The following is a 24,536-nucleotide window of genomic DNA, read 5'->3' on the forward strand; positions in this document are numbered from 1 at the left end:
GGTTCAGCTCCTTATTCAGGTCGCTTAATAAGCTTTGGATAAGCGTTTTTCAATATGATTCAGCATGACGGAGAGTCCGGTGCTCATGATCCAGTACATCAGCCCAATCGCCAGGAAGAAGGGCATCGCTACATAATATCTTGCGACAAGCAGTTGAGCCGCTCGGAACAGCTCGACCACCGTTACAAGAGATACGAGAGAGGTTTCCTTCAGCATTCCGATAAATGTGTTTCCCAGCGGGGGGATCGCTATTCGAGCAGCTTGTGGCAATATAACATAACGCATCGTCTGCCAGCTTGTCATCCCAAGCGATTGAGCCGCCTCAGTCTGTCCCCGATCCACGGACAAAATCGTAGCTCGGAACGTCTCCGATAAATACGCGCCAATATTAATGCTCATAGAGATATACGCCGACATCATCGGACTAAGCTTGATCCCGAAGTCCGGCAGCCCGTAATACACAATGAAGATCTGCACCATTAACGGGGTGCCGCGAATGATAGAGACGTACACTTTAGCTATACTTTGCAGCACGATATTCCCTTTCAAACGGGCAATTGCAGTGAGTAGTCCGAGAATTAACCCGAAGAACATCGATACGAAGGTAATCTGCAGTGTGTAATAGGCTCCGGTCAGCAGGTATTCAAGGTTGTCCAGCACAAGCTTCATCGGGTATTCCTCCCTTTATCATACAGCCATTCTTAGAAATTCGGGTCGACCCCAAACCATTTATTGTACAGCGTTTTCAGGGTTCCGTCGGTTTTAATTTCCTGCAGCGCCTTGTTGACGGCCGCTTGTAGCTCAGGGCTATTCTTAGGCATGGCTACACCCGCGTAGTCGGATTTCAGAGGCTCTCCAACGGTTTTCAAATCAAGGTGATTTTTCTCAATTAGCGGCTTCAGCGCAAAAACGTTGTTGATCGTAGCATCGATCCGCCCGGTGTTGAGATCCATCAATGCGTTCAAGTTATCGTTGTAGGTGACAATTTCAAAGTCGCCGACCTTAGGAAGCACTTCCTCGCGCAGATAAGTTTCGTCGTTCGTTCCAAGCGCAACGCCGACTTTTTTACCTTTGAAGTCTTCAATTTTCTGAATGCTGCTGTTGTCACCTTTAACGATAATGCTTACGTCATTTTTTACATACGGTTCGGAGAAATCGATCGATTGTTTCCGTTCATCGGTAATGGTCACCTGGCTAACAAGCGCATCGTATTTATCTTTTTGTAGACCCTCGATAAGCCCGGAAAATTCCCCTGTTACAAACTCGGCTTCCACACCGATCCGTTTGGCGATTTCTTTGGAAATATCGGCATCGTAGCCGTCGACTTCATTTTTTTCATTAACAAAGTTGTATGGGGCATACGTACCCATGAGGCCGATCGTGATTTTGCCTTTACTTTTAATTTGCTCCAGCAAATTGCCTTGAGCACTATTGCCTTTTTCCGCTGCGGCATTATTTCCTCCGCTTGCAGCCGGCGTTCCTCCCTGACCATTTCCTCCGCATGCGGACAACAGAAGCGTTAATGCCGCAATAACGGATAAAATCAGCAGTGGTTTTTTCTTTTTCATGTTCATGGTTTCTCTCTCCTCTTTTCTTGTTTGCTGAAAGGTTGGTAATTCTACTCAAGGGGATCTCCCATAAGTCCATAGAATTCAAATTTGGCGACAGCGTAAGCCATCTGCTCGGCGGAGTATTCAGATCGGTAGTCGACATCGTGCTCCGGCCCAAACAGCCATTTTGACATAGTGCCTTCAATCAGTGAAACGAGCAATAGCGAACGCATTGACACACCCTGCGGATCGACAGGAAGCATGCCAAGCTCTGAAGCTCGTCCGATATTATTCTTGAACGCATCGCCGAACGTTTGCCAGGTTTGGGATATAGCCGTCTGAATCGCTGGATCAGCACCTTGACCTTTAAGAAGCAGCAATACCATTAAATGCCGCTCACTTTCGGCAAACTGGAACAATTCCGTTAGCAGACGCCGTGTGGACAATTCCATATCCGTTACTGTTCCCGCCTCACGACGGTAACCTTTAGCAACTGTTGCAACTAGTTTCTCTCGACCATCTTGGATCAGTTCAAGCGTCATCTTCTCTTTGCTCGCAAAATACCAGTAGAACGTACCTTGGGAAACGCCCGCAGACTTAACGATGTCGGATATTTTGGTATTGTGGTATCCTTTGCGGGCAAAACATTCCAAAGCTATCTTTTTCAATTGCTCCCGTCTTTGTATGTCCGTAGTGTTGGCTCCCAGCGATCTTCACCCCTTCCCTAATTGATCCGTCAGTCAGTTAATTCCGACTATTTACATAGTATTAATTAATATTGTGTTTGTCAATCCTCTCTTTTGTGGAACCCGTCGATATATGAAACTCCAAATAACAAAATGCCCGGGTAATAACCCGGGATATGAACATTCTCAAATTGAAATTGAAAGTACGGGTTGTCTTCTAAAACATTTGGTGAATTCCGATCAGAATTAACAGCAGGCCGGATATTATCGTAGCCTGGTTGCCAAATTTCTCCGCAGCGTACTTCTCGCCAAAGCCGGCGCAGAGAGCTAGCAGAATGAAGCTGAAAAAGCCGACGGAAAGGGAAGTGAGCCATACGTTTAGCTGTGTAATACCCGCATTAAAACCGCCTGCCAACGCATTCATAGCAAGTGCAATACCGAGCAGAAACGATTCACCGAGATTGAGTGATTTTGAACTGTCTACATCGGCTTCCTCCGGATTGCGGAGCAGCCGGGTAAGCATCTGGGCATCGTTCTGCGGCGGCAAAGGTTTTTTCTCGGTAAACGGCTGCATCAGTACCCAAATGCCTACGCCTACAATGACGACGGTTCCTAATAGCTGTCCAATCCAGGGATGTATCCACGATGAAATCCAACTGCCGAATAACCCCGACATCAGAGTGGCCAGAAACGAAATAAAAGCAATGGCCAGATTGGAATACCACGGTATACGGATTTTTCGGACCCCATATGCAATCCCGACACCCGCATTATCCAGGTTGGACGCGAGTCCAATGGCAATGACAGCCAACAGACTGTATGAACCCATGATGTTCGCTCCTTTGCGTAATGTGATGACACAGCATATGCCCAGATTCCAATTTTGGTTTCTGACACGGCGGCATTGGTTCGTAGTCGATCTTCTTTTTGGGTTTTTACGATTAGTAGTTTTCTTTACCTGTTAAAAAGTAGTATAATGTCAACAAAGATCTACCCGAGGAGTGATAAATGTGCTTGAAAATTTATTGCGCCCGTCTCATCTATTGTTGCTGGTGATAGCGGCGCTTTTGTTGTTTGGCCCTAGCAAACTCCCGGAACTTGGACGCAGCTTTGGTACGATGTTGAAGGAGTTCAAGAAAGGGGCGCGCGGAGATATTATCGAGGAAGATAAGCCGCAGGAAATCCAAACCCCGGCGTCTGCGGAAACACATAAGTCTTCATAAAAGAAATTCACAGGTTTCCCTTATAGAAAAGCGCGACTAGGCCGGAATGGTTTAAGCTCGCGCTATTATTTTGCCAACAAACAACAAAGAAAGCCTTGAACCGATTGAGCGGATCAAGGCTTTCTTTGATTCAAAACAATATGGAATCTCTTTATACCTGCAGCAGTAGCAATATAATCGATGACAATCCAAGGCAGGTGCTGAGTAAATAAAGGAACATAACCACTTGCTTTTGATTTAGCCCGGCTCGAAGCAGGCGATAGTGAACTTGGCTTGCGTCTGCCTGGTAAATCGATTTACCCTGAATCATCCGTTTAATGACTACGAACAGATTGTCGAAGATTGGCACTCCCAGGGCTAATACCGGAATGAACAGGGACAGGACCGTAGCCTGCTTAAATGCGCCATCAAGTGCAATAACAGCCAGTATAAATCCAAGAAAAGTTGCCCCGGCATCGCCCATAAACACTTTGGCGGGCGCCTTATTATAACGTAAATAGGCAAGAGACACTCCGATCAGGGTAATGGACAATACTGCCGAATTGGTTTGCCCCTTGGCGATCGCAACAACAAACAATGTCCCAGCAGAAATGGCTGACAAACCACCGGCCAGTCCATCAAGTCCATCTGAGAAATTGATGACAGTGGTAACGCCGAATATCCAAAGAATCGTTAAAATAAATTGCATCCAGGCCGGCAACAGGACATATTCGCCACTGAATGGATTGACGAATCCACTAAAAGTGATTCCCGCGGCATACACAAGGATGGCGGCCGATACTTGAACGATCAGCTTGGGAAGTGCCGGGAAGTCTTTGCCCTTCGTTTTGTACCAGTCATCGACCGTTCCGATCGTTAGAAGTAGAACGCCACCGGCGAACAGCGCCCCAGTTTCCCATGAGAAGTTTCTCGTAAACAGCAGGTAAGATATGAAAAAACCGGTAAAGATGGCGTAGCTTGCTGTGAGCGGAATCGGCTTGCGATGGATTTTACGTTCCACGTCAGCTCTAGGCTTGTCCACGAAATCGAGGCGAAACGCCAGCTTTCCCAGCGGGGGAATGAGCAGGTAGACGATAAGAAATGCTAGCAGAAAAGACCATAAGTATAAAATGATAATCACCACCAAAAAGTATAGGACTCATTAAGCCATATTATAAAAAGAAAGCAGAGTCTTGTCGAATACTTATTGCATATGACGAATTTTCAAGCCTACACAAACTAGTGCAAAGGTGAACGAACCTAAGGAAATGTGATACATTATAGAGGGTACGAATATCCTTATTAATGTGTCATAAAAACATGAAAAGTATTGGGTACGGAGGGATATAAATGCAGGATGATTACACGCGTAAGCTTGAGGACCAGAAAAGCTTGTTTAGACAGCTGGGAATTAAGCTGGATGCGCTCTCTATTCATGAAAAAGATTTTGATGTAAAGATGCGGGGGTACGAGAAGGAGGATGTCGACCGTTTTTTGGACGATATCATCGTTGACTATGAACGTTTCTACGATATCTTTACCGATTTACTGGATAAATATAAAGAAATCCAGCGCCGCCAAGCTTATTGGGAAGAGGAGAAGAAAGCTTACGCCCGCAAGCCGCAAATTGATGTGGAGAATTCCGTGGATCGCCGGATCGTTGAGGATGGAATTCGCCAGTTGGAACGGAATTTAGAGCAGTTGAAGCTGCAACTTCGTACAGATCGTTAGTATGAAATGATGAGAACCGATGCTTTATGCACCGGTTCTTTTTGTGCGCTCTTAGACTACAAAGAACTTACTAAATGTATTTTGTACAATTAAAAATTGTCTTGTCCGGAGACCTAAGCACTTAGATGCAAAAAGAGCAGTTAAAAAGAGCAAAATAACCATAACGAGCAAAATTGACTCGGTTTAAATGTAGGAAATGCAGTTAAAATCCAAAAATCCACAATTTGCTTGAAAATAACTGTACATAATACATTTAGCGAAGGGTGCTGATAGAGGCATGAATCTAAATCTGCATATTGATGGAGGGACAAGTGCAAAATAGTGGTCAGAAGCTTGATGAATCGGTTTAGATGCATTCGCTGAAATTTCAATTTCACAAGATCTTCATTTTTAAAGTGTTGTCACAACGGTGTGCAAATGGTAATATATAATCAAGATTTAGATTTAGTCTAAAAATAATTTAAAAGTATTACTTACACATCTTATAGTATTGAAATGGAGGAATTTAAATGACAAATCAAACTTTAACTCAAGTGAATCAAGAACTGCACAAGCAACTGAATCTTCAGGTCGCAAACTGGACCGTAATGTATACGAAGCTGCACAGCTTCCACTGGTTTGTTAAGGGCGAGAACTTCTTCACACTACATGAGAAATTCGAATCCCTGTACAATGAAGCAACAGGATACCTGGATGAACTTGCTGAACGATTGCTGACAATAGATGGGGCCCCTGTAGCTACGCTTCGCGAATCACTCGCTCTTGCAAGCATCTCGGAGGCGACCGGGAAAGAAACCGCTCAAGAAATGGTAGCCTCGGTGATATCCGATTTCGAAGTGATCATCGGCGAATTGAAGGATGCGATGGAAGCTGCAGCAAGAACGGAAGACGAAGCTACCGGCGATCTTCTGCTCGGGATTATGTCGGCGCTGGAGAAACATCGTTGGATGCTGAACGCTTATCTTGGTAAATAATGGACTTTATCAAGATAAAGTGAACAAAGGACCTTCCTTGGGCGAATAAAACCGCTCTTGGTGAGGTCTTTTTTTAGAAGAGTGAGGATGCAGTTGATTGAATAAATGAGTTAGATTTGCTCTGATTAGGGATATATAAATGGAGAGGTGACGGACGTGCTAGGACAAAAGGAGGCATGGCGAATTTTCATCGCTGTACCTATACCACAGGATGTGAAGCATAAAATGCAAGCGTGGTGCAGTGAACGGGAAGAACTGCTGCAATTTCGCAAATGGGTGTATACGGAGGACTATCATATTACAGTTCAGTTTCTTGGGGATATGATGCCGGAGCGATTGGACCAATTAGAAGTAGGTCTAAAACGGGCAATTGAAAATACGCCTGAGTTTTCAATTGAAGCGGCGGGATGTGGCACATTTGGCAGACCTGCTAGTCCAAGTGTGCTTTGGGCCGGGGTGCGTGGGGATATCGCGGCGCTAAGCCGGTTACAACAGAAGGTGACTGAAGCGAATCGTGCCCTCGGATTTGTTCCGGAGGAGCGCCGTTATACCCCGCATATTACGTTGGCCCGTAAATATCGTGAGGATGCCAGACTGAATCTGGAGGTTTTGAATTCAGCACCTGAGTTCGGCTCATGGTTGGTGGATCGTCTGGTCGTTTACCGGACGCATATGCATGAGCGTCCGATGTATGAGGTTGTAAGAACTATTACATTATAGCTGTAGTTAGTTCGCTTGTTGTTTTACTTTCTGGCCGGACTGAGCATGGAGTCGAACCGGACCTATGGTTCCCTGCAACTCCCTGATAACGCTCTGAACGCAGCGGTCCGGCCGGTAAGCGGGGTACAAAGGAGTTAGTTTATTGTTGATTCTAACCGGAGCGCCATGACCATGATCTCGAATAGCTTCAAACCAGTGATCCAACACCTCAGGTGAAGTAAATTCGGTACCGTATCCGTGATTTACGAAATAGTCCTTGTTTTTTTCCTCTTGCCCAGGAAGCGATTCATAAAACAACATCGGGATGCCTTTTGCAAGTCCTTCTGTACAGGTCATTCCACCGGGCTTTGTGATGAGCAAATCGGATGCATCCATCCATTTGCTGACTTCTCTCGTATATCCAAGCACCTTAACGTTAGGATGTTGAAAGGCTGGATGATTGCTTAGCTTTTCAATCAGCTTTTTATTGCTACCCATGCAGCAGACGATTTGAATTTCCTCGCGCCGAGCGGTGAGTTTGCTGATCAGTTCCTCCTTGAACAGAAGACCCCAGCCACCGCCCATAACGAGCACAGTTGGCATGTTTTTTAGACCAAGCTCTTCCCGTACTGCCGAAGGATCTTGTCTGACCCAGAAGTCGGGATGAACGGGAATACCTGTAGCTTCAACAGCGTCCTCTCGAACGCCGCGGCTGATCAACTGATCTCTTACTTCCTCCGTAGATACGAGATAGCGGTCTACACCAGGACTGAGCCACGAGCCGTGTGCATCATAATCGGTAATTACCGTCCAAAGCGGAACGTCGAGACCGGCAGCCTTTAGACGGGAAATGATCGCACTTGGGATAGGGTGAGTACATATTATAAGCTCGGGTCTTAATTGCTCGATGACCTCGGAGGCATGTTGATAGAACATTTTATGAAGAGCCAGGCGGGCCAAGCGTCCGACCGGCTTTTCGTAGTTTTTGCGGTAATACATACCGAACAGAGCCGGACTGGTACTAACTGTTCGGCGATAAGCAGAAATAATCAACGGCGCTACCGTCGGATTTAAAAAAGAACCGAGCTCCATCACTCTCGCCTGGATGTACGGGCATAGCTTCTTTAGTCCTGCAGCCAAAGCATGGCCTGCCTGGGTATGGCCGCTTCCGAATCCTTCCGATAAGATCAGTACTCTTTTCTTTCGCATTAAAGATCACCTGCTTCATCTATAATCCGGTAATGACCGGGATCTATTTTTGAGAACCGCTGATAATCTCAAGTTTGTTAACGCCATTGGAACTCTCTGTTTACCAGTGTATTTCGTTTGCCGTTTGGCGGAAAGAGGCCAAGGACTGGTCTATCTGCTGGACTTAAGTCGGGGAAGCTTGTGAAGCTTTATTTTTGAAGGTTGATTGGCTCACAAAAATGATGTTGAGGGTTCTCATATATTGTAGAAAAATACACAGTTTAAAAGAATTGGACAAGCTTTTGAAAACAAATGAAAAAACTTGAAAAATACATCTTGCATTCTATTTTCGGAAGTGCTAAAGTGATAATTGACCGAATGACCAAAAGTGATTTTTAGTCAGTTAGTCATTTTTGGCCCTCATGTTTTTATTACTGAACGTAAAGGAGGTGCGAATGATGGCATTGGTGGATCGCCGTAAACAAGTAGTCGAAGCAGCGGGAAAGTCTTTCGCGCTATTTGGCTATAAAGCGACGACGATGGACCATGTCGCGAAAATAGCGAATGTGGCCAAAGGGACGATCTACACCTTTTTTTCCAACAAGGAGGAGCTGTTCGACGAAATTCTTCGTTCTGTCATTGTAGAGATGCGGCGGATCATCGAGGAAGAAGTTGATGAGAGCAAGTCTTTTTTCGAAAATCTGCATCGAGCAATGGACTTACTGCTTGAGTTCAGGAAAGAGCATGACCTTCTGATCAAGCTGTCGCAGGAAGTGCGCGATTTTGGTACTCCTAAAGCCCGCGAAGGACTGGAGAGAGTCGAAAACGAGATATTGAATTATCTTGAACGCCAGATTGCTCGTTTTGTGCAGCGCCGAGAAATTGGTGATTATGACCCCAAAATGGTGTCTTTCGTAGTGTTCAAGCTTTACATTGCGCTCACGTCGGATTGGAACAAGCTTTATAAGCCGTTAAGCGAAGTTCAGATTAAGGAGTTTATCCGTAACTTTCTGGCAAGCGGACTGTCCCCGAAAGCAAGTGATAGGTAAGTTCAAAGAGAAGATTATAGATAACTCGGCAAGGAGAGAAAACAAAATATGAAATCATTATCGGTGTTTTTAAAGGATTTGGGGGCTACCTTCAAAAAGCCAAAAGTCTTTATTCCGATTCTTGCTGTGCTGTTCATCCCTGTGTTATATAGCGGGATGTTCCTCGGTGCCTTCTGGGACCCGTATGGCAAAATGAATGAACTGCCTGTTGCGGTCGTTAACCAGGATACAGGAGCGGATTATGAAGGTAAGCAACTAACCGTGGGTAAAGATCTCGTCGATGAGTTGAAGAAGAGCGACGATTTCAATTGGAGATTTGTCTCTCGCAGTGAAGCGGATAAAGGGATCGAGGAAAACAAGTACTACATGACGATTGTGATCCCGGAAAACTTCTCGCAGCAGGCCACTACGTTGATGGATGATAGTCCAAAGCCGGCTGAAATTATTTTCGAGCCTAACGAAGGCTACAACTTCCTGGCCGCGCAAATCGGCGGTACTGCCGTAAAGCAAATTAAAGCGAAAGTGTCCGCCAAGGTAACTGAGGCATATACGGAAACGTTGTTTGACCAAGTTGAGAAAGTCTCCAGCGGCCTCGGTGATGCGGGCGATGGAGCGAATACTCTTAAAGACGGAGCTGTTAAGCTCGATGACGGTGCTCAGAAGCTAAAGGAAAACTTGGCCAAGTTGGTCGATGGCACGACGAAGCTTCAAAACGGTGTAGCTCCGCTGGAAAAAGGAACGGGCGCCCTGAGCAAAGGGGCTAACGACCTGAACAATGGCGCAACCAAGCTGTCCGGCGGCCTTGCTCAACTGGAGCAAGCCGGCAATAAGCTGGAAGCCGGTGCGGTGCAGGCCAATAACGGCGGCAAGCAACTGCAGACCGGATTGCAATCCTCCCTGGAAGGCAGCCAGAAGCTGCAAGCCGGATTGGGAGCATCCGAACAAGGCAGCGCTAAACTGCAAGCCGGATTGGAAGCATCCGAACAAGGTAGCGCCAAGCTGCAAGCTGGACTTGAATCGTCCGTGCAAGGCAGCGCTAAAGTTTCGGAAGGAGCTAAAGGCGTAGCTCAAGGCTTGGATCAATTAACGAAGCTAAGTCCTGATTTGGCGAAGAACCCGGCTGTACAAAAGCTCGTGGCAGCCAGCCAGGCTGTAGCTCAAGGCAGTGAACAGGTGCATCAGGGCAATCAACAACTGCTGAAAGGCAGTCAGGATCTGCATGGTGCACAACAGCAGCTTGTACAAGGCAGCAAAGATTTGCACGGTGCACAGCAGCAGCTCGTGCAAGGCAGCAAGCAGCTGACGGATGGTCAGCAGCAATTGCTGGCCGGAGCTACTCAGTTGACTGCAGGTCATGAGCAGCTCGCTGGCGGTCTGAAATTGTTCAACAGCAAGCTGTCCGAAGCAGCAACTGGCGGCAAACAACTGGCTACTGGCGCAAGCAAGCTGAGTACAGGTGCACAACAGCTGCAAGGCGGTGTTGATAAACTGTCCGGCGGTGTCAGCACTTTGGCCGATGGCTCCAAGAAATTGGATGAAGGAGCCGGAGAGCTGAAAAACGGCATGGATAAATTGACTGACGGTTCTGGTGAATTGGCTACGAAGCTGAACGATGCAGCAGATAAAACATCCAGTGTGAAGAAAACGGATGCTCTGGTCAACATGTTTGCTGAGCCAATTGAAATTAACGAACAGAAGATTAACAGAGTACCGAACTACGGTACTGGCTTCTCGCCTTACTTCTTGTCACTTGGCTTGTTTGTCGGGGCTCTGATCTCAACGCTGGTCGTACCGATCCGTGGATCTTCGGTGGCCCAAGCAACCGGCTGGAACCGTTTTGTAAGCCGTACGCTTGCGTTCACCGGAATGAGCCTTATTCAATCCCTCTTGTCCGTGGTTCTAGTATTGCACGTTTTGGGACTTGAGGTTAAGAGCGTACCGCTCTTCTACCTATTTAGCTTTGTCACCAGTTTGTGTTATATGTTCATCATTCAAGCACTCGTTACTTGGTTGGAAAATCCGGGCCGTTTCTTAGCAATTCTGATGCTCATTTTCCAATTGACGACAAGCGCAGGTACATTCCCGCTGGAACTGATTCCAAACTGGATGAAAGCTTTCAACCCGCTCCTGCCAATGACCTACAGTGTCAGAGGCTACAAAGCGGTTGTATCTACCGGCAACTTCAACGTAGCATGGGAAGATATCGGCATGCTGGCTTCCTTCGGGGTCGTATTCCTGGCAATTACGCTGGTTTACTTCCTGCGTCATGAACGCAGTGAGGACGCTAGTCCAGAAGCAAACCTGAGCGCACAATCTACACATTAAGCACAATATTTTGGGAAAGCGTGAGTATGGGGGGCAACTAGCCCTCACTGCTCACGCTTTTTTTAGATATCAGAAAATAGGAACTCGGAAGGAACGGCTTTCTTTCTGATATAGCAAAAATAACCGTTGCGAATCGCGGTCAGTCTTAGGCGGAATCATTTGAGGTGGAGAATGTATAAATTTTTTCCCTGCCTTCATTACTTTGCCAAGCCAGGCTTAACAAAGTACTTTGGCATGAATTATCATCTAAAGAACAAATCTCTAAAAAGAGAGCGTTTTCTTGCGAAAAATCGGCATTTTCGCCCTTAATTTCGCAATAAAAGTGCAAAAGAAAGAGAATATAATGCAAAAACAGAAGTGACATTTTCCGTTAGAATAATAAGAAAGATTTTTTCCGGGCTCTACGGTTAAGGAAAGATTATCAGGTTCATAAAATGTTTCAATTTCATTTAGCCGCAAGGCGTGCTAAAATGTAGACCAATAAAAACCTTACATGCATTTGTTAGCAGGAGCCAGGCAAAAGGTTTATGTTCGTGTCGTATTTATCGCTATTTTACCTATAGAAAGGTTGCGCATATGATGAAACACACCGTTACACCACCTAAGCAGGGACTTTATGATCCGGCTTTTGAAAAAGATGCTTGCGGCATGGGGTTTGTGGCTCATATTAAAGGTAAGGCCTCACATGATATCGTCAGTCAGGCCTTAACAATGCTGGCGAATATGGAACATCGGGGCGGACAAGGAAGCGAGCCGAATTCCGGTGATGGCGCGGGGATTTTACTGCAGATCCCGCACCGTTTTTTCGTTGGGGAAGCGCAAAAACTTGGGTTTACTTTACCTGAAGCTGGTGAGTATGGAGTAGGTATGCTGTTCCTTCCGCATGATGAGGAACTCCGCAGTAAGCAGGAAGCGAAGCTGGCACAAATCGTCGAAGAAGAAGGACAGCGGTTGATCGGATTCCGGACCGTTCCTACTCGGGACGACATGCTCGGCAAAACGGCGAAGGCTGCCAAGCCGTTCGTTCGTCAAGTATTTATCGGCCGTGCAGAAGGTCTTTCAAACGACCTGGATTTTGAACGCAAATTGTATGTGATCCGCCGTCGGGCTGAACAGACAATTCGTTACAGTGGGGAAGACGGGGGGGACGCTTTTTACGTATCCAGCCTTTCCTGCCGTAAAGTTGTTTATAAAGGAATGCTTACGACGGAGCAAGTTGGTCAGTTTTATTCGGATCTAAACGAAGAGAGCCTGGAATCAGCGATAGCGATGGTTCACTCTCGTTTCAGCACCAATACGTTCCCTAGCTGGGAACGTGCCCATCCGTACCGCTTCATGATTCATAACGGCGAAATTAATACGCTGCGCGGCAACGTAAACTGGATGCGCGCCCGTCAATCGATGTTCAAAACGGACGCATTTGGCGATGACCTGGAGAAGGTCAAGCCTGTCATCAATCCAGACGGATCTGACACGGCGATGTTTGATAATACATTTGAATTTCTATATCTGAGCGGACGCTCCTTGCCTCATGTTGCTATGATGATGGTGCCTGAGCCTTGGGTAGGTCGTGATGATATAGATCAGGATAAGAAAGCATTTTACGAATATCACAGCACGTTGATGGAGCCATGGGACGGGCCTGCAGCGATGGGCTTTACCGACGGCATTCAAATCGGTGCAATTCTTGACCGGAACGGGCTGCGTCCTTCGCGTTATTATGTAACGAAGAACGATTTGATCGTGTTGTCTTCGGAGGTTGGCGTACTTGATATTCCAGCGGAGGATGTTCTGTACAAGGATCGCCTGCGTCCAGGACGTATGCTGCTCGTGGACACCAAGGAAGGTCGCATCATTTCCGATAAGGAAGTCAAGGCAGCTATTGCTGCAGAGCATCCATACCAGGAGTGGCTGGATGAGCACCTGGTGACGCTCGAGGATCTGCCGGAAGCGAAGGAGCTTCCACCGGAAAGCCATGAAGATATTACACGGCGCCAAATGGCGTTTGGTTATACGTACGAGGATTTGCGCAAGGTGCTTGAACCGATGGCCTTGACCGGCGGCGAAAATATCGCTTCGATGGGCTACGACGCGCCGCTTGCCGTATTGTCGGAAAAACCGCAGCGCCTTTACAACTATTTTAAGCAGATGTTTGCGCAGGTCACGAACCCGCCGATCGACGCAATTCGCGAAGAGCTTGTCACTTCGACGGCAACAACGATCGGTCCGGAGCGGAATTTGCTCAATCCGGAGCCAGAAAGCTGTCGGCAAATTCGGCTGGACTCGCCGATCTTGTCCAACGAAGATTTCGCTAAGCTTCGTCACGTGCATCGGCCTGGATTCAAAGCGATTACGATTCCGATCCTGTTCACAGCTTCGGAAGGGGCGGAAGGACTTCGCAAAGCGCTGGATAGTCTGTGTGAAGCGGCCGATCGGGTTATTTCCAAAGGCCATAACATACTCATCTTGTCCGACCGCGGTATGGACAGCGAAAATGCAGCTATTCCGGCGCTGCTGGCGGTTTCCTGCCTGCATCACCACCTGATCCGTGAGGAAACACGGACGAAAGTAAGCATTTTGCTGGAATCTGGAGAACCTCGTGAGGTTCACCACTTTGCGCTGCTGCTTGGCTATGGGGTAAGCGCAGTGAACCCGTACCTTGCCTTTGAAACACTGAAGGATATGATCGCTCAGCGTATGCTGCAAGGGGTTTCCCATGAGAAGGCGATTTACAACTTTATCAAAGCAGCCACCAAGGGCGTCGTAAAAACATTGTCCAAAATGGGCATTTCGACGATCCAGTCATATCGCGGGGCGCAAATTTTCGAAGCGGTTGGTTTACAACCGTCGTTCGTTGATCGTTACTTCACTTGGACGCCGTCTCGTATCGGCGGGATCGGGTTGAGTGAAGTGGCTACCGAGACATTGACCCACCATTTCCGCGCATTTACCGATAAGGACGGAAACGACAAGGTCCTCGATTCCATCGGGGAATATCAATGGCGGAGCGGCGGAGAAGAGCATCTCTTCAATCCGCAAACCGTTCAGTTGCTTCAACAATCCGTACGTACGGGAGACTACGGTTTGTACAAAAAATTCGCTTCGCTCGTTCAGGGTGAAAGCAAGAAATATTTAAATCTGCGTTCCATGCTTGAGCTGAAGCCGGTTGGGCCAAAGGTTCCACTTGAGGAAGTGGAACCGGCATCTTCGATCATGCGCCGCTTCAAGACGGGGGCGATGTCCTTCGGCTCGATCAGTAAGGAAGCGCATGAGACGATCGCAATCGCGATGAACCGCATCGGAGGCAAGAGCAACACCGGTGAAGGCGGGGAGAATCCGGAGCGTTTTGTTCCGGATGCCAACGGTGATTTGCGCCGCAGTGCGATCAAGCAGGTAGCGTCCGGACGCTTTGGTGTTACGTCCAACTACCTGGTTAACGCCGATGAAATTCAAATTAAAATGGCGCAGGGGGCAAAACCGGGCGAAGGCGGACAGCTGCCAGGCCGCAAAGTATATCCTTGGGTTGCCGAGGTTCGCGGTTCAACGCCTGGTGTAGGCTTGATCTCGCCGCCACCGCACCATGACATTTATTCGATTGAAGACTTGGCCGAATTAATCTTCGACCTGAAGAACGCCAATCCGCGGGCACGGATCAACGTTAAGCTCGTATCTGAAGTCGGTGTCGGAACGATTGCTGCCGGTGTAGCCAAAGGCCGGGCCGATGTCATTCTGATTAGCGGCTACGATGGAGGAACGGGGGCTTCCCCGCAAAGTTCGATCCGTCACGCAGGATTGCCTTGGGAGCTCGGACTTGCTGAAACGCATCAGACGCTGATGCTGAACAACCTGCGCGACCGTGTCGTGCTGGAGTCGGACGGCAAAATGCTCAACGGCCGTGACTTGGCTGTCGCTGCCCTGCTCGGAGCTGAAGAGTACGGCTTCTCCACGGCGCCGCTCGTAGCGGTGGGCTGCATTATGATGCGGGTGTGTCAGCTGGACACTTGTCCGGTCGGCGTAGCGACGCAAAATCCGGAGCTGCGGAAAAATTTCGCAGGTGATCCGCAGCACGTCGTCAACTTTATGACCTTTGTGGCAGAAGATTTGCGTGAATGGATGGCTGAACTCGGCTTCCGCTCGCTCAATGAAATGATCGGACGTACAGATTGCCTCGATGCAGTGAAAGTGGCTGATCACTGGAAGAAGAAAGGTGTGGATCTCAGCTCGCTGCTTCATATGCCAGAAGTTCCGGAAGGAAGCAGCCGTTACTGCACGAAACAGCAAAACCATGGCATCGAAGAAACGCTCGATATCACGAAGCTGCTTGACCTTGCCAAACCGGCTCTTGAACGCGGCGAAGCGGTTTCCGCAAGCCTGCCGATCTGCAACGTTAACCGGGCTACCGGCACTTTGCTGGGTAGTGAAGTTACACGGCGTTACGGCGCAGCCGGTTTGCCTGAAGACACGATCACGCTTCATTTTGAGGGCTCGGCGGGCCAAAGCTTTGGAGCTTTTGTGCCGAAAGGCATGACGCTGACCGTAGATGGGGACGCCAACGATTATACCGGTAAGGGCTTGTCCGGCGGTAAATTGATCGTGAAGCCGTCTTCGCGGGCAACCTTTGTCGCCGAGGAGAATATTATCATCGGTAACACATCGTTCTACGGAGCAACGGGGGGAGAAGCTTATATTCGTGGTATTGCCGGCGAACGCTTTGCTGTTCGTAACTCTGGAGCGAACGTTGTCGTGGAAGGCGTAGGCGACCACGGCTGCGAATATATGACTGGCGGACGTGCAGTAGTCCTTGGCCGGACAGGTCGGAACTTTGCAGCCGGGATGTCCGGCGGTATCGCCTATGTTTTGGATGAAGCCGGCGATTTTGCTAGACGCTGCAATCTGGAGATGGTATTGCTCGAATCTATTGAAGATGCGCCTGAAGCGGAAGAGCTTCGGACTATGATTAGTCGTCATGCACTTTACACCGACAGTCCGGTTGGACGCCGTGTACTGGATAACTGGAGCGAATACTTGCCGAAGTTTGTTAAGATCATTCCGAAGGACTACAAACGGATGCTGGAGCAAATTCGCAAGGTGGAAGATCAAGGCTTGACGGGAGAAGCTGCGCTTCTAGCGGCTTTTGAAGCCAATACACGGGAATTGGCCCGGGCCGGTCATTAATATAGCCGAAAAAGACCGATGAAATAACATGGAGATGCGCCTAGCGCGAGTGCAGGGGATGAACTTCCCGGCAGCTCGCGCTTTTTTTTTCGAAAGCTGTCTGCTATTTTTAGGTCAAACAGCTTAATATGGTAAAATGGAGGAAATTGCATACAAGGAGTGGATACGATGGAGATGGCGCAGGAGCAGGGGCCCGTTGTCCAATTGAAGGATGTCAGTAAAAAAATCGGCTCCAAGACGCTGATCGATCGATTGACGCTGGATATTCCGCCCGGTCAGGTGTACGGGTTTTTAGGCCCAAACGGAGCTGGAAAAACGACGACGATCCGCATGATGGTCGGATTAATGTCGATTACGCATGGGGATATTTTAATCCAGGGTTCCAGCATCAAGCATGATTTTGAGCGGGCCATCTCGCATGTTGGGGCGATTGTGGAGAACCCAGAAATGTACAAGTTCCTGACGGGGTATCAGAATTTGCTTCATTATGCCCGGATGTCTCCAGGGGTAACGAAGCAGCGAATTTGGGAAGCGATAGAGCGGGTCGGCATGCAGCACCGGATTCACGATAAAGTGAAAACCTATTCGTTAGGTATGCGACAGCGCCTCGGTGTAGCTCAAGCGATTTTGCATCGTCCTAAGCTGCTTGTGCTGGACGAGCCCACGAACGGTCTTGATCCTCAGGGGATTCGCGAGCTTCGTGATTATCTGCGGGTGCTAGCCAAAGAAGAAGGGACGACCGTTTTTGTCTCCAGCCATCTATTGTCGGAGATGGAGCTGATGTGCGACACGGTAGCTGTAATCCAGCAGGGAAGGCTAATAGATGTAAAAGCACTGCACAGCGAGGGGGAGCAAGAAAGCCTGCATGAAACAGCATTCGAAGTAAGCGACCCAGAGCGTGCTATGGAAGTTGCTGGAGCCGGACGAATTGAAAACAGTCAGCTGATCGTTTCCGCAGATCGGAAAACGGTGGCAGAAATCAATTCCAAGCTAGTGCAGGCGGGCATTTCGGTTTATGAAATCCATACATTAACCCGTTCGCTGGAAGATCAATTTCTGGAGCTTACCGGAGGTGGAGAAATTGAGTAATTTTCTCATGCTCGTCCAAAACGAAAATATGAAAATCTACCGTCGTGTTCGCACATGGATTATGGTCGCGCTACTTATTTTTTTATCGATTGTGTTCGGCTCCTTGTTCTCTCTCGGAGATGATTCATCGTCTCTCAGCGCGTGGGATGCCGTAGACCAGCTGTCCTTTTTGTATTATCTCGTCAGTATTTTCTCGGCGGTTATTGCCGCCGATATCGTGGCCGGTGAATTTACATGGGGGACGATAAAGCTGCTGCTGATCCGCCCGTGGACACGGACGAAGGTACTAACATCCAAGCTGCTTGCAGTATTGATTTTTACCTTGTTCATGACGGTGGTGTTCTTTGCTTCTACGGTGGTGGTAAGTTTTCTGATTTTTCCGAATGTGCCGTCCGATTTGTTTCCCCAAGGATCTAGTCCGTTAAGCTCCATTCTAGAGAATTTGCTCTACAGCTATATAGACTTGCTTGTCATCACGCTGTTCTCCTTCATGCTGTCAACGGTGTTCCGGTCAAGCGGGATCGCGATTGGTTTGTCCATGTTCATATTGTTCGCCGGCAACATTTTCAGCATGCTGTTTAACCCCATACGGTTTCCTTGGGCGAAATATATGCTGTTTACGAACATGAATTTGAGCAAATATCGGGGAGGACAAGTCGGACCAGCCGGGATGACGATGGAGTTTTCCGCAGTAATTCTCGCCGGATACGTCCTACTGTTTCTGGCAATAGCCTGGTTTGTGTTCAAGAAAAGAGATGTAGCTGCCTAACCCAGCTCTGACAAAAAAAGTTCCCGTGTATTAAACAGACGGGAACTTTATATTTTCTTTTTCACGTTGGCTTACCCCGCTTCAGGCTGAGCTGCCTTTTTGTTTTTTGCCTTCGGAGAGACAGAGGAAGCAGAAGAGGGTGAACTGGCTGTCCTCTCCATTTTACTTGAACCATTAAGCTGTCCGCCTTCAGTAATAATTAACTTGGCAACATCAACATTGCCGTCCACCTGTCCGCTGCTAGTAATTGTCAGGCGTCCCTCCGTTGTAATATCGCCGATAACTCTCCCGGCCACGATGATATCGGCTCCTTTAATATTCGATGTGGCTTCTCCGGTTTCACCGACTATCACCTGGCCGAGGCAGTCGATTTCCCCCTGAAATTTTCCATCAACCCGAAGATTCGCCGTACATTCTAATTTTCCCTCTATAAAACTACCCTGGCCGATTAACGTGTCGGTTTGATTAGCCGATAGCCTTTTGTCCTTAAACATCGTTTGGTTCCTCCGTTTCAATGATTAAATCATTCTTCACTAATCCAGATAGGGAAGGGGATTAATCGGACTGCCGCCTTTGACGATTTCAAAATGAAGATGAGGTCCCGTACTTCTTCCCGTATTTCCGAGGGAGCCGATTTTCTGCCCTTTGATGATCGTGTCTCCTTCGGATACTCCGATATCATGCAAATGCAAATACCAGCTTTGCAGTCCTCCAGGGTGCTCAACCACGATGTATTTCCCGTGAGAACCGTCCCTGGCTGTCGTGATCACCTTGCCTGCCCCTGCGGCGTAAATGGGATCCCCGACTTTTCCAGCAATATCAATCCCGGCGTGAAAGGCGGCCCGGCCAGTAAAGGGATCGGTGCGATACCCAAAATTGGAGGTGAGCCTTGTCGACAACGTAGGCCATTCCGATGGGGTGCCGGATAGCGAGTACTCGGTTTGCTTCGCTTTTCTTAGCGTTAGCGGCACATTTTTTTCAATTTCATCCAGCAGATTGCTTATGGCTACAAAGTCGTCCTTCGTTTCCTGAGCTAACACCTCAATTTCATTGTCATGAACGGCGATAAATTCCCCTCCAATGCCTGACGAGTCGTTCCAGGACAAGGTAGACAGTTTGCCAAGCTGCTGCGGGTCGCCATGCTTGTCAATAAACTTCTGAAGTTCGGCTTCGAGCTGCTTCACCTTTTTCATTCGGCCCATCATTTCCTTGGATTGTCCGGAAAGGGCAATCACTTCGTTCTGCAGCCGCTGGATCGCCTCGTTCTTATCGGTTACGACAGCTTCAATCGTGAGGTTCTGGGTCCTTAATCGATCCTCGAGCCTAGAAATGGTCTGCTCCGATTGCATATGCAAGCTAACGATCAGGCCTGAAATCGATAGTAACGCTAGTAAAGGAACAGCGACAACCAGCGGCTTGGACACTTGAATCTGCTTTACGGGCTGGTTGGCATCCCGGAGGACGAGCAATGTCATCCGATTTGGGTTAGGTACACCTATACTCCTCATAGCATCTCCTTTCTACTCTTCGTTGCTATCTATAACTTATCTATTCCTATGACTCTTAAATCATGTCAAAAAAGACACCTGTCTGATATAAATGCCAAGCAAAAACAACGAGTTTTCCTAACCTGAATGAATAAACAGTCTCTTTGATGGTTAAAGCTGATGGAAGGGGAGGCTGAAAATAATGACTTTGCTCGTGATCCTGCTGCTTGCTTACATTTTTCAAATCGGTTCGGTTCTCCTGCTGGAATTCCGACATCCTGATAAGGCGCTGGCATGGATGTTTATTCTATTTCTTGTACCTGTCATCGGCTTTATGTTCTATTTTTTCCTGGCACAAGATTATAGGAAGCGGAAGAAGCTCCGCTATTCAGGAGCAGGCCAACTGCAGGATGTTAAAACGAAGCTTTCGGAACAGTCGCTGATCGTCAAATCCGTTCATGAGCTGCACAATACTGACTTTCAGCGTTATGAGCGTCTATACGGGCTGCTAAGCCATTTTCCGGAAAGTCCTATCACGGGCAACAATGAAACCAGGGTGTTAAGTGAGGGGGAGACTGCTTTTGCAGCCATGCTTGCGGAAATGGAAAAGGCTAAGCATCACATACATATCGAATTTTATATATTTCGGGCTGACGGGATTGGTACCGTCTTTCAAGAGGTAATGATCCGGAAGGCTAGGGAGGGGGTAAAGGTCCGTTTGCTATGCGACGGGCTTGGCAGCCACCAGTTGCCTTCTTCTTTCGTGCACTTACTTCAAAAAGAAGGGGTCGAGGTTTATTTTTTCCTGCCCCCCTTTCTAGCGACCCTGGACCGCCGGGTAAACTATCGCAATCACCGCAAAATCTTAGTAGTGGACGGAACGGTAGGCTTTTTAGGTGGGCTTAACGTCGGGGACGACTATTTGGGCTTGTATGAAAAGATGGGGTATTGGAGAGATACGCACCTGCAGTTGAATGGGGACTCGGCATACTACCTTCAAAAAGCCTTTATAGAAAATTGGCAATCAGCTTCTGGACAAAAAATATACGCTCCTGAGCTGTTTCCGGCACATAGGTGCAAACAGTCAGAGCAGGTTCAAATATTGGCGAGCGGACCGAATCAGCAGGGTAACGACATTCAAAAAATGTATTTTGGGGCGATTGCGGCAGCCAAGCAGCGGGTTTGGATCACCTCCCCCTATTTTATTCCCGATCAAGGGATTTTTACGGCCTTGAGAACGGCCGCGCTGAGCGGTGTTGAAGTGCTGGTCATTATTCCTGACCGCCCCGATAGCCGGTTCGTAAAGCTGGCCTCCTTGTCCTATGTGGAGGAACTGATGACGGCTGGGGTGAAGTTTTACCAGTATAAAAAAGGCTTCATCCATGCCAAGGTGCTGATTATTGACAATTTGCTGGCATCGGTCGGTACAGCGAATATGGATATGCGCAGCTTTTACTACAATTTTGAAATTACGGCGTTAATGTTTGACCGGGAGGCTATTATAAAACTAACCAAGGACTTCGAGGAGGACGTAAGCGAATCAATTCCTATCCATCTCCCCGAATTTTCGCGAAGATCACGACTGCAGAAGGGGGCGGAAATTGTAGCACGGCTGCTTGCTCCTCTGCTATAGCTGCTGGAGTGAAAAGATTAAGAACCTAACGATCTAATGCAAATGCTGTAGGATCAGTTTGACGGACTGGGGAGGGACCGCCTGCAGTAAATCTCCTCTTTCTTTAAGCCGCTTGCCGATATTTAGCAAATTGTAATCGGAAGGCTTGGGGTTCTTACGTACCTCCTCCCAGGTGAGTGGTGTCGATACGCTGGCGGAAGCGCGAGCTCTTGGGGTATATGGGGCGGCTAATGTTTTACCGCCGTAATGCTGGAGATAGTCAAAATAGATTTTGTCACCACGGTCCTTTTTGAGGCGCTCAATAGTAAACAACTGCGGATGCTTCTCTGTAACATAGCGCGCGACGAAATGTCCGATAGATCGAAGCTCATCAAAGGTTACGCCGTATTCGATCGGCACGATAATTTGCACGCCGGTTGCACCGGACGTTTTGGGTACGGAAGCGAGTCCCAGCGAAGATAAAATATCGCCGACTAAGGCGGTCGCCTCCATGATCCGGGGCTCCTCATCCCGGGAAGGGTCAAGGTCGATCATCCATTCGCAGGGCAAACTTTCGCCAACGTAATGCAAAGAAGGATGAAACTCGATACAGGCCAAATTCCCCAGCCAGAGCAGCACAGGCAGCCGATCCAGGACTACGTAGTTGATGTTTTCATGCATCGCCGTTTTGACGAAGTCGGGAAGCGGATCAGGGGCATTTTTTTGATAAAAAAATTTTCCGTGAATCCCGCCTGGATAACGGATGGTCGTCAGCAAACGGTTCTGGCAATATTTTAACAAATAAGGCGAAAGCTCGGCCAGCTTCTCTAAATACATTTGTTTTGTAATTCCCGCTTCAGGCCAGAGAAGCTTGTCCGGATTGGAAATGGTGAGTTCCTTGCCTTCAACGCAAATGGTGCCTTTAATCGTTCTGGGCATCGTTATCGGTACTCCTTTCAGGCGATAGCCGTTCATAAATGTTTAGCTGTTAATCATAGGCTTGCCCGATTCAAAGAAACTATGATGGAGGTCGGAGAGTTCTTGGAATGGAAAACGGTGGTACCTTTTGAGCCGATTCGTGGAGAAGTGATTCCCGAGGGGGATAACTGGGTCGCCCAGGTAAAATGGGACGGCGTACGTATGCTAACTTATTGCGATGGGCTAAAGACTCAATTAATCAACCGGAAGGGCAATGAGCGGACGGCACAGTATCCTGAATTCGTTGAGGTATCGGCGTATTGTCGTGCTAAGACGGTCATTTTGGATGGGGAGATGATCGCGATTGCGGACGGAAAGCCCTCATTCCACGAGATTATGCGACGTGACAGTGTTCGGCGTGAGCAAGGAATCCGTTTTGCTGCGGGGCAGGTTCAGGCCATTTACATGGTTTTTGACATATTATTTGCGGATGGGAAATGGGTTACAGATCAACCTCTTGCTGTACGGCAGCAGCTACTTCATGAGCTAATTATTCCGTCCGATCGGGTGCAGATCGTACCGAATGTGGCGGACGGCTCACGATTGTTCAGTATCATGCAGGAACGGGGCTGGGAAGGTATCGTCTGCAAGAAGCTGGACAGCCCGTACCTAATTGGGGGTAAGGATGGCAGATGGCAGAAGTTTAAGCTGGCTAGGGACCTGTATGCGGCAATTGGTGGTGTAACGCTGCGCGGCGGGACCGTCAACGCCATTTTGCTGGGTATTTATGACAGGGAAGGACGTTTCATTTATATTGGACATGCCGGGACCGGAAAATGGAAAGTTAGCGATTGGCGGGAGCTGACGGAAAAGATAAGCGTACTTACAGTCTCTGAGCGGCCGTTCCATAACATTCCGGAGCGTGTAAAAGGGGCGCTATGGGTCAAACCGGCCTTGACGGTTAAGGTGGAGTATCTGGAGTGGACTCCCGGCGGAACGATGCGCCACCCCATTATTCAGGGATGGGGAAATGTGCCGCCGGAAGCATGTACGGTAACGCAGAATACGTAAGCGGCGCTTTTTATTTTGCCTCTTTTTTTGCAGCAGTTTTCCGTTTTGGCTTTGGAGTGATTGCCACTGTGGGTGCTGCGGGCTCCGCAGCTTCCGCCGTTTCAGCTTTCTTCTTGGCAGCCGGTTTGCGGGTGCGCTTGCTGGCAGCTGGACCTGGATCGGTGGCCACTGGTCTGACCGCTTCGATACTGGCCTGCAGGGCAGCCATCAGATCGATGACATTCGTTTCCGGCTTGGCCGGGGCCAAACGAATCTCTTCACCCGATACCTTTTTCTCGATCAATTGCAGCAGTGCTTCACGATAATCGTCGGTGTATTTGTCCGGCTCAAAGGGAGTCGACAATTGTTCAATAAGCAATTTGGCCATCGTCAGCTCCTTATCGTTGACCGAAATCCCCTCCGGCAGGTTTGGAACCTGGGAAATGGGCCGGATCTCGTCCGGGTAAAAGATCGTTTCCACCGCCAGGCAGCCCTCCATGACCCGGATCGCCGCAAGACTGCTTTTGGAACGAATGGCAATTTTGGCGATGCCGATTTTACCGGATTGCTTCATCGCTTCCAGTAAAAGCTGATACGCATTGGAGCCGGCTTGATCCGGGGATAGGTAGTAGGTTTTCTGAAAATAGATCGGATCGATTTCCGTCAAATCCACAAAATCAAGGATCGTAATGGTCCGCTCGACGTGCTCGGACAGCTGCTCCAGCTCCTCTTTTTCAAAAAGCACATATTTTCCTTTCTCATATTCATATCCGCGGGATATTTGCTCCCAATCGACATCGATGTCGCAAGCCGGGCAGCGCCGTACGTATGATATGGGGCTTCCGCAGGTTTTATGGATATACTTCATGGAAATGTCCTTGTCCTCTGTAGCGGAAAACATTTTCACAGGCACATGCACCAGACCGAAGCTGATGGCGCCTTTCCAGACGGTATGCATAAATTAGCTCCTTTCTTGGGCTTCGAATGATTCCGTATTTCGTATTGATCTCGCATTTATAGTATGGTTTCGAT

The 24,536-nt window shown here is 48.3% G+C and carries 21 protein-coding genes; 11 read left to right on the top strand and 10 right to left on the bottom strand.

Going from position 1 to position 24,536, the window contains the following annotated elements:
- Positions 1 to 24: 24 nt before the first annotated feature.
- The 4 genes from ACFQ3W_RS02090 to ytaF form a co-directional block, all read right to left on the bottom strand.
- Entirely contained in the window at positions 25 to 669 is a 645-nt protein-coding gene (locus ACFQ3W_RS02090; RefSeq protein WP_379316110.1) for an amino acid ABC transporter permease, read from the bottom strand.
- Between the two features lie 32 nt (positions 670 to 701).
- The gene (locus ACFQ3W_RS02095) at positions 702 to 1,574 is read right to left on the bottom strand and encodes a transporter substrate-binding domain-containing protein (RefSeq protein WP_379316112.1); all 873 of its coding nucleotides are present in this window, start codon (positions 1,572 to 1,574) and stop codon (positions 702 to 704) included.
- 44 nt (positions 1,575 to 1,618) lie between these two features.
- Positions 1,619 to 2,218, bottom strand: coding sequence for a TetR/AcrR family transcriptional regulator (locus ACFQ3W_RS02100; RefSeq protein ID WP_379316114.1), 600 nt, complete (start codon positions 2,216 to 2,218; stop codon positions 1,619 to 1,621).
- 235 nt (positions 2,219 to 2,453) lie between these two features.
- Entirely contained in the window at positions 2,454 to 3,065 is a 612-nt protein-coding gene (gene ytaF, locus ACFQ3W_RS02105) for a sporulation membrane protein YtaF (RefSeq protein ID WP_379316116.1), read from the bottom strand.
- Between the two features lie 181 nt (positions 3,066 to 3,246).
- Between ytaF and ACFQ3W_RS02110 the strand changes: the two genes are divergently transcribed.
- On the top strand, positions 3,247 to 3,459 hold the full coding sequence (locus ACFQ3W_RS02110) for a twin-arginine translocase TatA/TatE family subunit (RefSeq protein WP_379316118.1): 213 nt from the start codon (positions 3,247 to 3,249) through the stop codon (positions 3,457 to 3,459).
- Positions 3,460 to 3,610: 151 nt separating this feature from the next.
- Here the strand turns inward: ACFQ3W_RS02110 and ACFQ3W_RS02115 are convergent, their stop codons facing one another.
- Positions 3,611 to 4,585, bottom strand: coding sequence for an MraY family glycosyltransferase (locus ACFQ3W_RS02115; protein ID WP_379316120.1), 975 nt, complete (start codon positions 4,583 to 4,585; stop codon positions 3,611 to 3,613).
- 203 nt (positions 4,586 to 4,788) lie between these two features.
- On the opposite strand from ACFQ3W_RS02115, the gene ACFQ3W_RS02120 reads away from it, so the two are divergent.
- The 3 genes from ACFQ3W_RS02120 to thpR all read left to right on the top strand — a co-directional run bounded on the left by ACFQ3W_RS02120 (position 4,789) and on the right by thpR (position 6,863).
- Positions 4,789 to 5,169, top strand: a complete 381-nt coding sequence (locus ACFQ3W_RS02120) for a DivIVA domain-containing protein (protein ID WP_379316122.1) — start codon at positions 4,789 to 4,791, stop codon at positions 5,167 to 5,169.
- Between the two features lie 509 nt (positions 5,170 to 5,678).
- Positions 5,679 to 6,143, top strand: a complete 465-nt coding sequence (locus tag ACFQ3W_RS02125) for a Dps family protein (protein WP_379316124.1) — start codon at positions 5,679 to 5,681, stop codon at positions 6,141 to 6,143.
- 156 nt (positions 6,144 to 6,299) lie between these two features.
- Positions 6,300 to 6,863: an RNA 2',3'-cyclic phosphodiesterase gene (gene thpR / locus ACFQ3W_RS02130; protein WP_379316126.1), complete on the top strand. Its 564-nt coding sequence runs from the start codon at positions 6,300 to 6,302 to the stop codon at positions 6,861 to 6,863.
- Between the two features lie 6 nt (positions 6,864 to 6,869).
- Here thpR and ACFQ3W_RS02135 read toward each other — a convergent pair whose 3' ends face one another.
- Positions 6,870 to 8,051, bottom strand: coding sequence for an MGDG synthase family glycosyltransferase (locus tag ACFQ3W_RS02135; protein WP_379316128.1), 1,182 nt, complete (start codon positions 8,049 to 8,051; stop codon positions 6,870 to 6,872).
- A 437-nt stretch (positions 8,052 to 8,488) separates the two neighbouring features.
- Between ACFQ3W_RS02135 and ACFQ3W_RS02140 the strand changes: the two genes are divergently transcribed.
- The 5 genes from ACFQ3W_RS02140 (at position 8,489) to ACFQ3W_RS02160 (ending at position 18,437) form a co-directional block, all read left to right on the top strand.
- The gene (locus tag ACFQ3W_RS02140; protein WP_379316378.1) at positions 8,489 to 9,079 is read left to right on the top strand and encodes a TetR/AcrR family transcriptional regulator; all 591 of its coding nucleotides are present in this window, start codon (positions 8,489 to 8,491) and stop codon (positions 9,077 to 9,079) included.
- A gap of 48 nt (positions 9,080 to 9,127) precedes the next feature.
- Entirely contained in the window at positions 9,128 to 11,404 is a 2,277-nt protein-coding gene (locus tag ACFQ3W_RS02145; protein ID WP_379316130.1) for a YhgE/Pip family protein, read from the top strand.
- Positions 11,405 to 11,983: 579 nt separating this feature from the next.
- A complete protein-coding gene (gene gltB / locus ACFQ3W_RS02150; RefSeq protein WP_379316380.1) occupies positions 11,984 to 16,579 on the top strand; it encodes a glutamate synthase large subunit in 4,596 nt (1,531 codons plus the stop codon).
- Between the two features lie 168 nt (positions 16,580 to 16,747).
- Positions 16,748 to 17,668, top strand: a complete 921-nt coding sequence (locus ACFQ3W_RS02155; RefSeq protein WP_379316132.1) for an ABC transporter ATP-binding protein — start codon at positions 16,748 to 16,750, stop codon at positions 17,666 to 17,668.
- On the top strand, positions 17,652 to 18,437 hold the full coding sequence (locus ACFQ3W_RS02160; protein ID WP_379316134.1) for an ABC transporter permease: 786 nt from the start codon (positions 17,652 to 17,654) through the stop codon (positions 18,435 to 18,437). Before ACFQ3W_RS02155 ends, ACFQ3W_RS02160 begins: the two co-directional genes overlap by 17 nt.
- Before the next feature lie 71 nt (positions 18,438 to 18,508).
- Here the strand turns inward: ACFQ3W_RS02160 and ACFQ3W_RS02165 are convergent, their stop codons facing one another.
- Together ACFQ3W_RS02165 and ACFQ3W_RS02170 are read right to left on the bottom strand one after the other, a co-directional pair.
- Positions 18,509 to 18,931, bottom strand: a complete 423-nt coding sequence (locus ACFQ3W_RS02165; protein WP_379316136.1) for a bactofilin family protein — start codon at positions 18,929 to 18,931, stop codon at positions 18,509 to 18,511.
- Between the two features lie 39 nt (positions 18,932 to 18,970).
- Positions 18,971 to 19,912, bottom strand: coding sequence for a peptidoglycan DD-metalloendopeptidase family protein (locus ACFQ3W_RS02170; protein WP_449290205.1), 942 nt, complete (start codon positions 19,910 to 19,912; stop codon positions 18,971 to 18,973).
- Between the two features lie 214 nt (positions 19,913 to 20,126).
- On the opposite strand from ACFQ3W_RS02170, the gene cls reads away from it, so the two are divergent.
- A complete protein-coding gene (gene cls, locus ACFQ3W_RS02175) occupies positions 20,127 to 21,557 on the top strand; it encodes a cardiolipin synthase (protein ID WP_379316140.1) in 1,431 nt (476 codons plus the stop codon).
- Between the two features lie 33 nt (positions 21,558 to 21,590).
- Here the strand turns inward: cls and ligD are convergent, their stop codons facing one another.
- Positions 21,591 to 22,475: a non-homologous end-joining DNA ligase gene (ligD, locus tag ACFQ3W_RS02180; RefSeq protein WP_379316142.1), complete on the bottom strand. Its 885-nt coding sequence runs from the start codon at positions 22,473 to 22,475 to the stop codon at positions 21,591 to 21,593.
- A 102-nt stretch (positions 22,476 to 22,577) separates the two neighbouring features.
- Here ligD and ACFQ3W_RS02185 point away from each other — a divergent pair, with 102 nt between their 5' ends.
- Positions 22,578 to 23,525 (top strand): ATP-dependent DNA ligase, encoded by a 948-nt coding sequence (locus tag ACFQ3W_RS02185; RefSeq protein WP_379316144.1) that lies wholly within the window; start codon positions 22,578 to 22,580, stop codon positions 23,523 to 23,525.
- Between the two features lie 10 nt (positions 23,526 to 23,535).
- Here the strand turns inward: ACFQ3W_RS02185 and ku are convergent, their stop codons facing one another.
- Positions 23,536 to 24,462 (bottom strand): non-homologous end joining protein Ku, encoded by a 927-nt coding sequence (ku, locus tag ACFQ3W_RS02190; protein WP_379316146.1) that lies wholly within the window; start codon positions 24,460 to 24,462, stop codon positions 23,536 to 23,538.
- Between the last annotated feature and the right edge of the window lie 74 nt (positions 24,463 to 24,536).

The organism is Paenibacillus puldeungensis (genome assembly GCF_042678945.1).
Lineage (GTDB): Bacteria > Bacillota > Bacilli > Paenibacillales > Paenibacillaceae > Fontibacillus > Fontibacillus puldeungensis.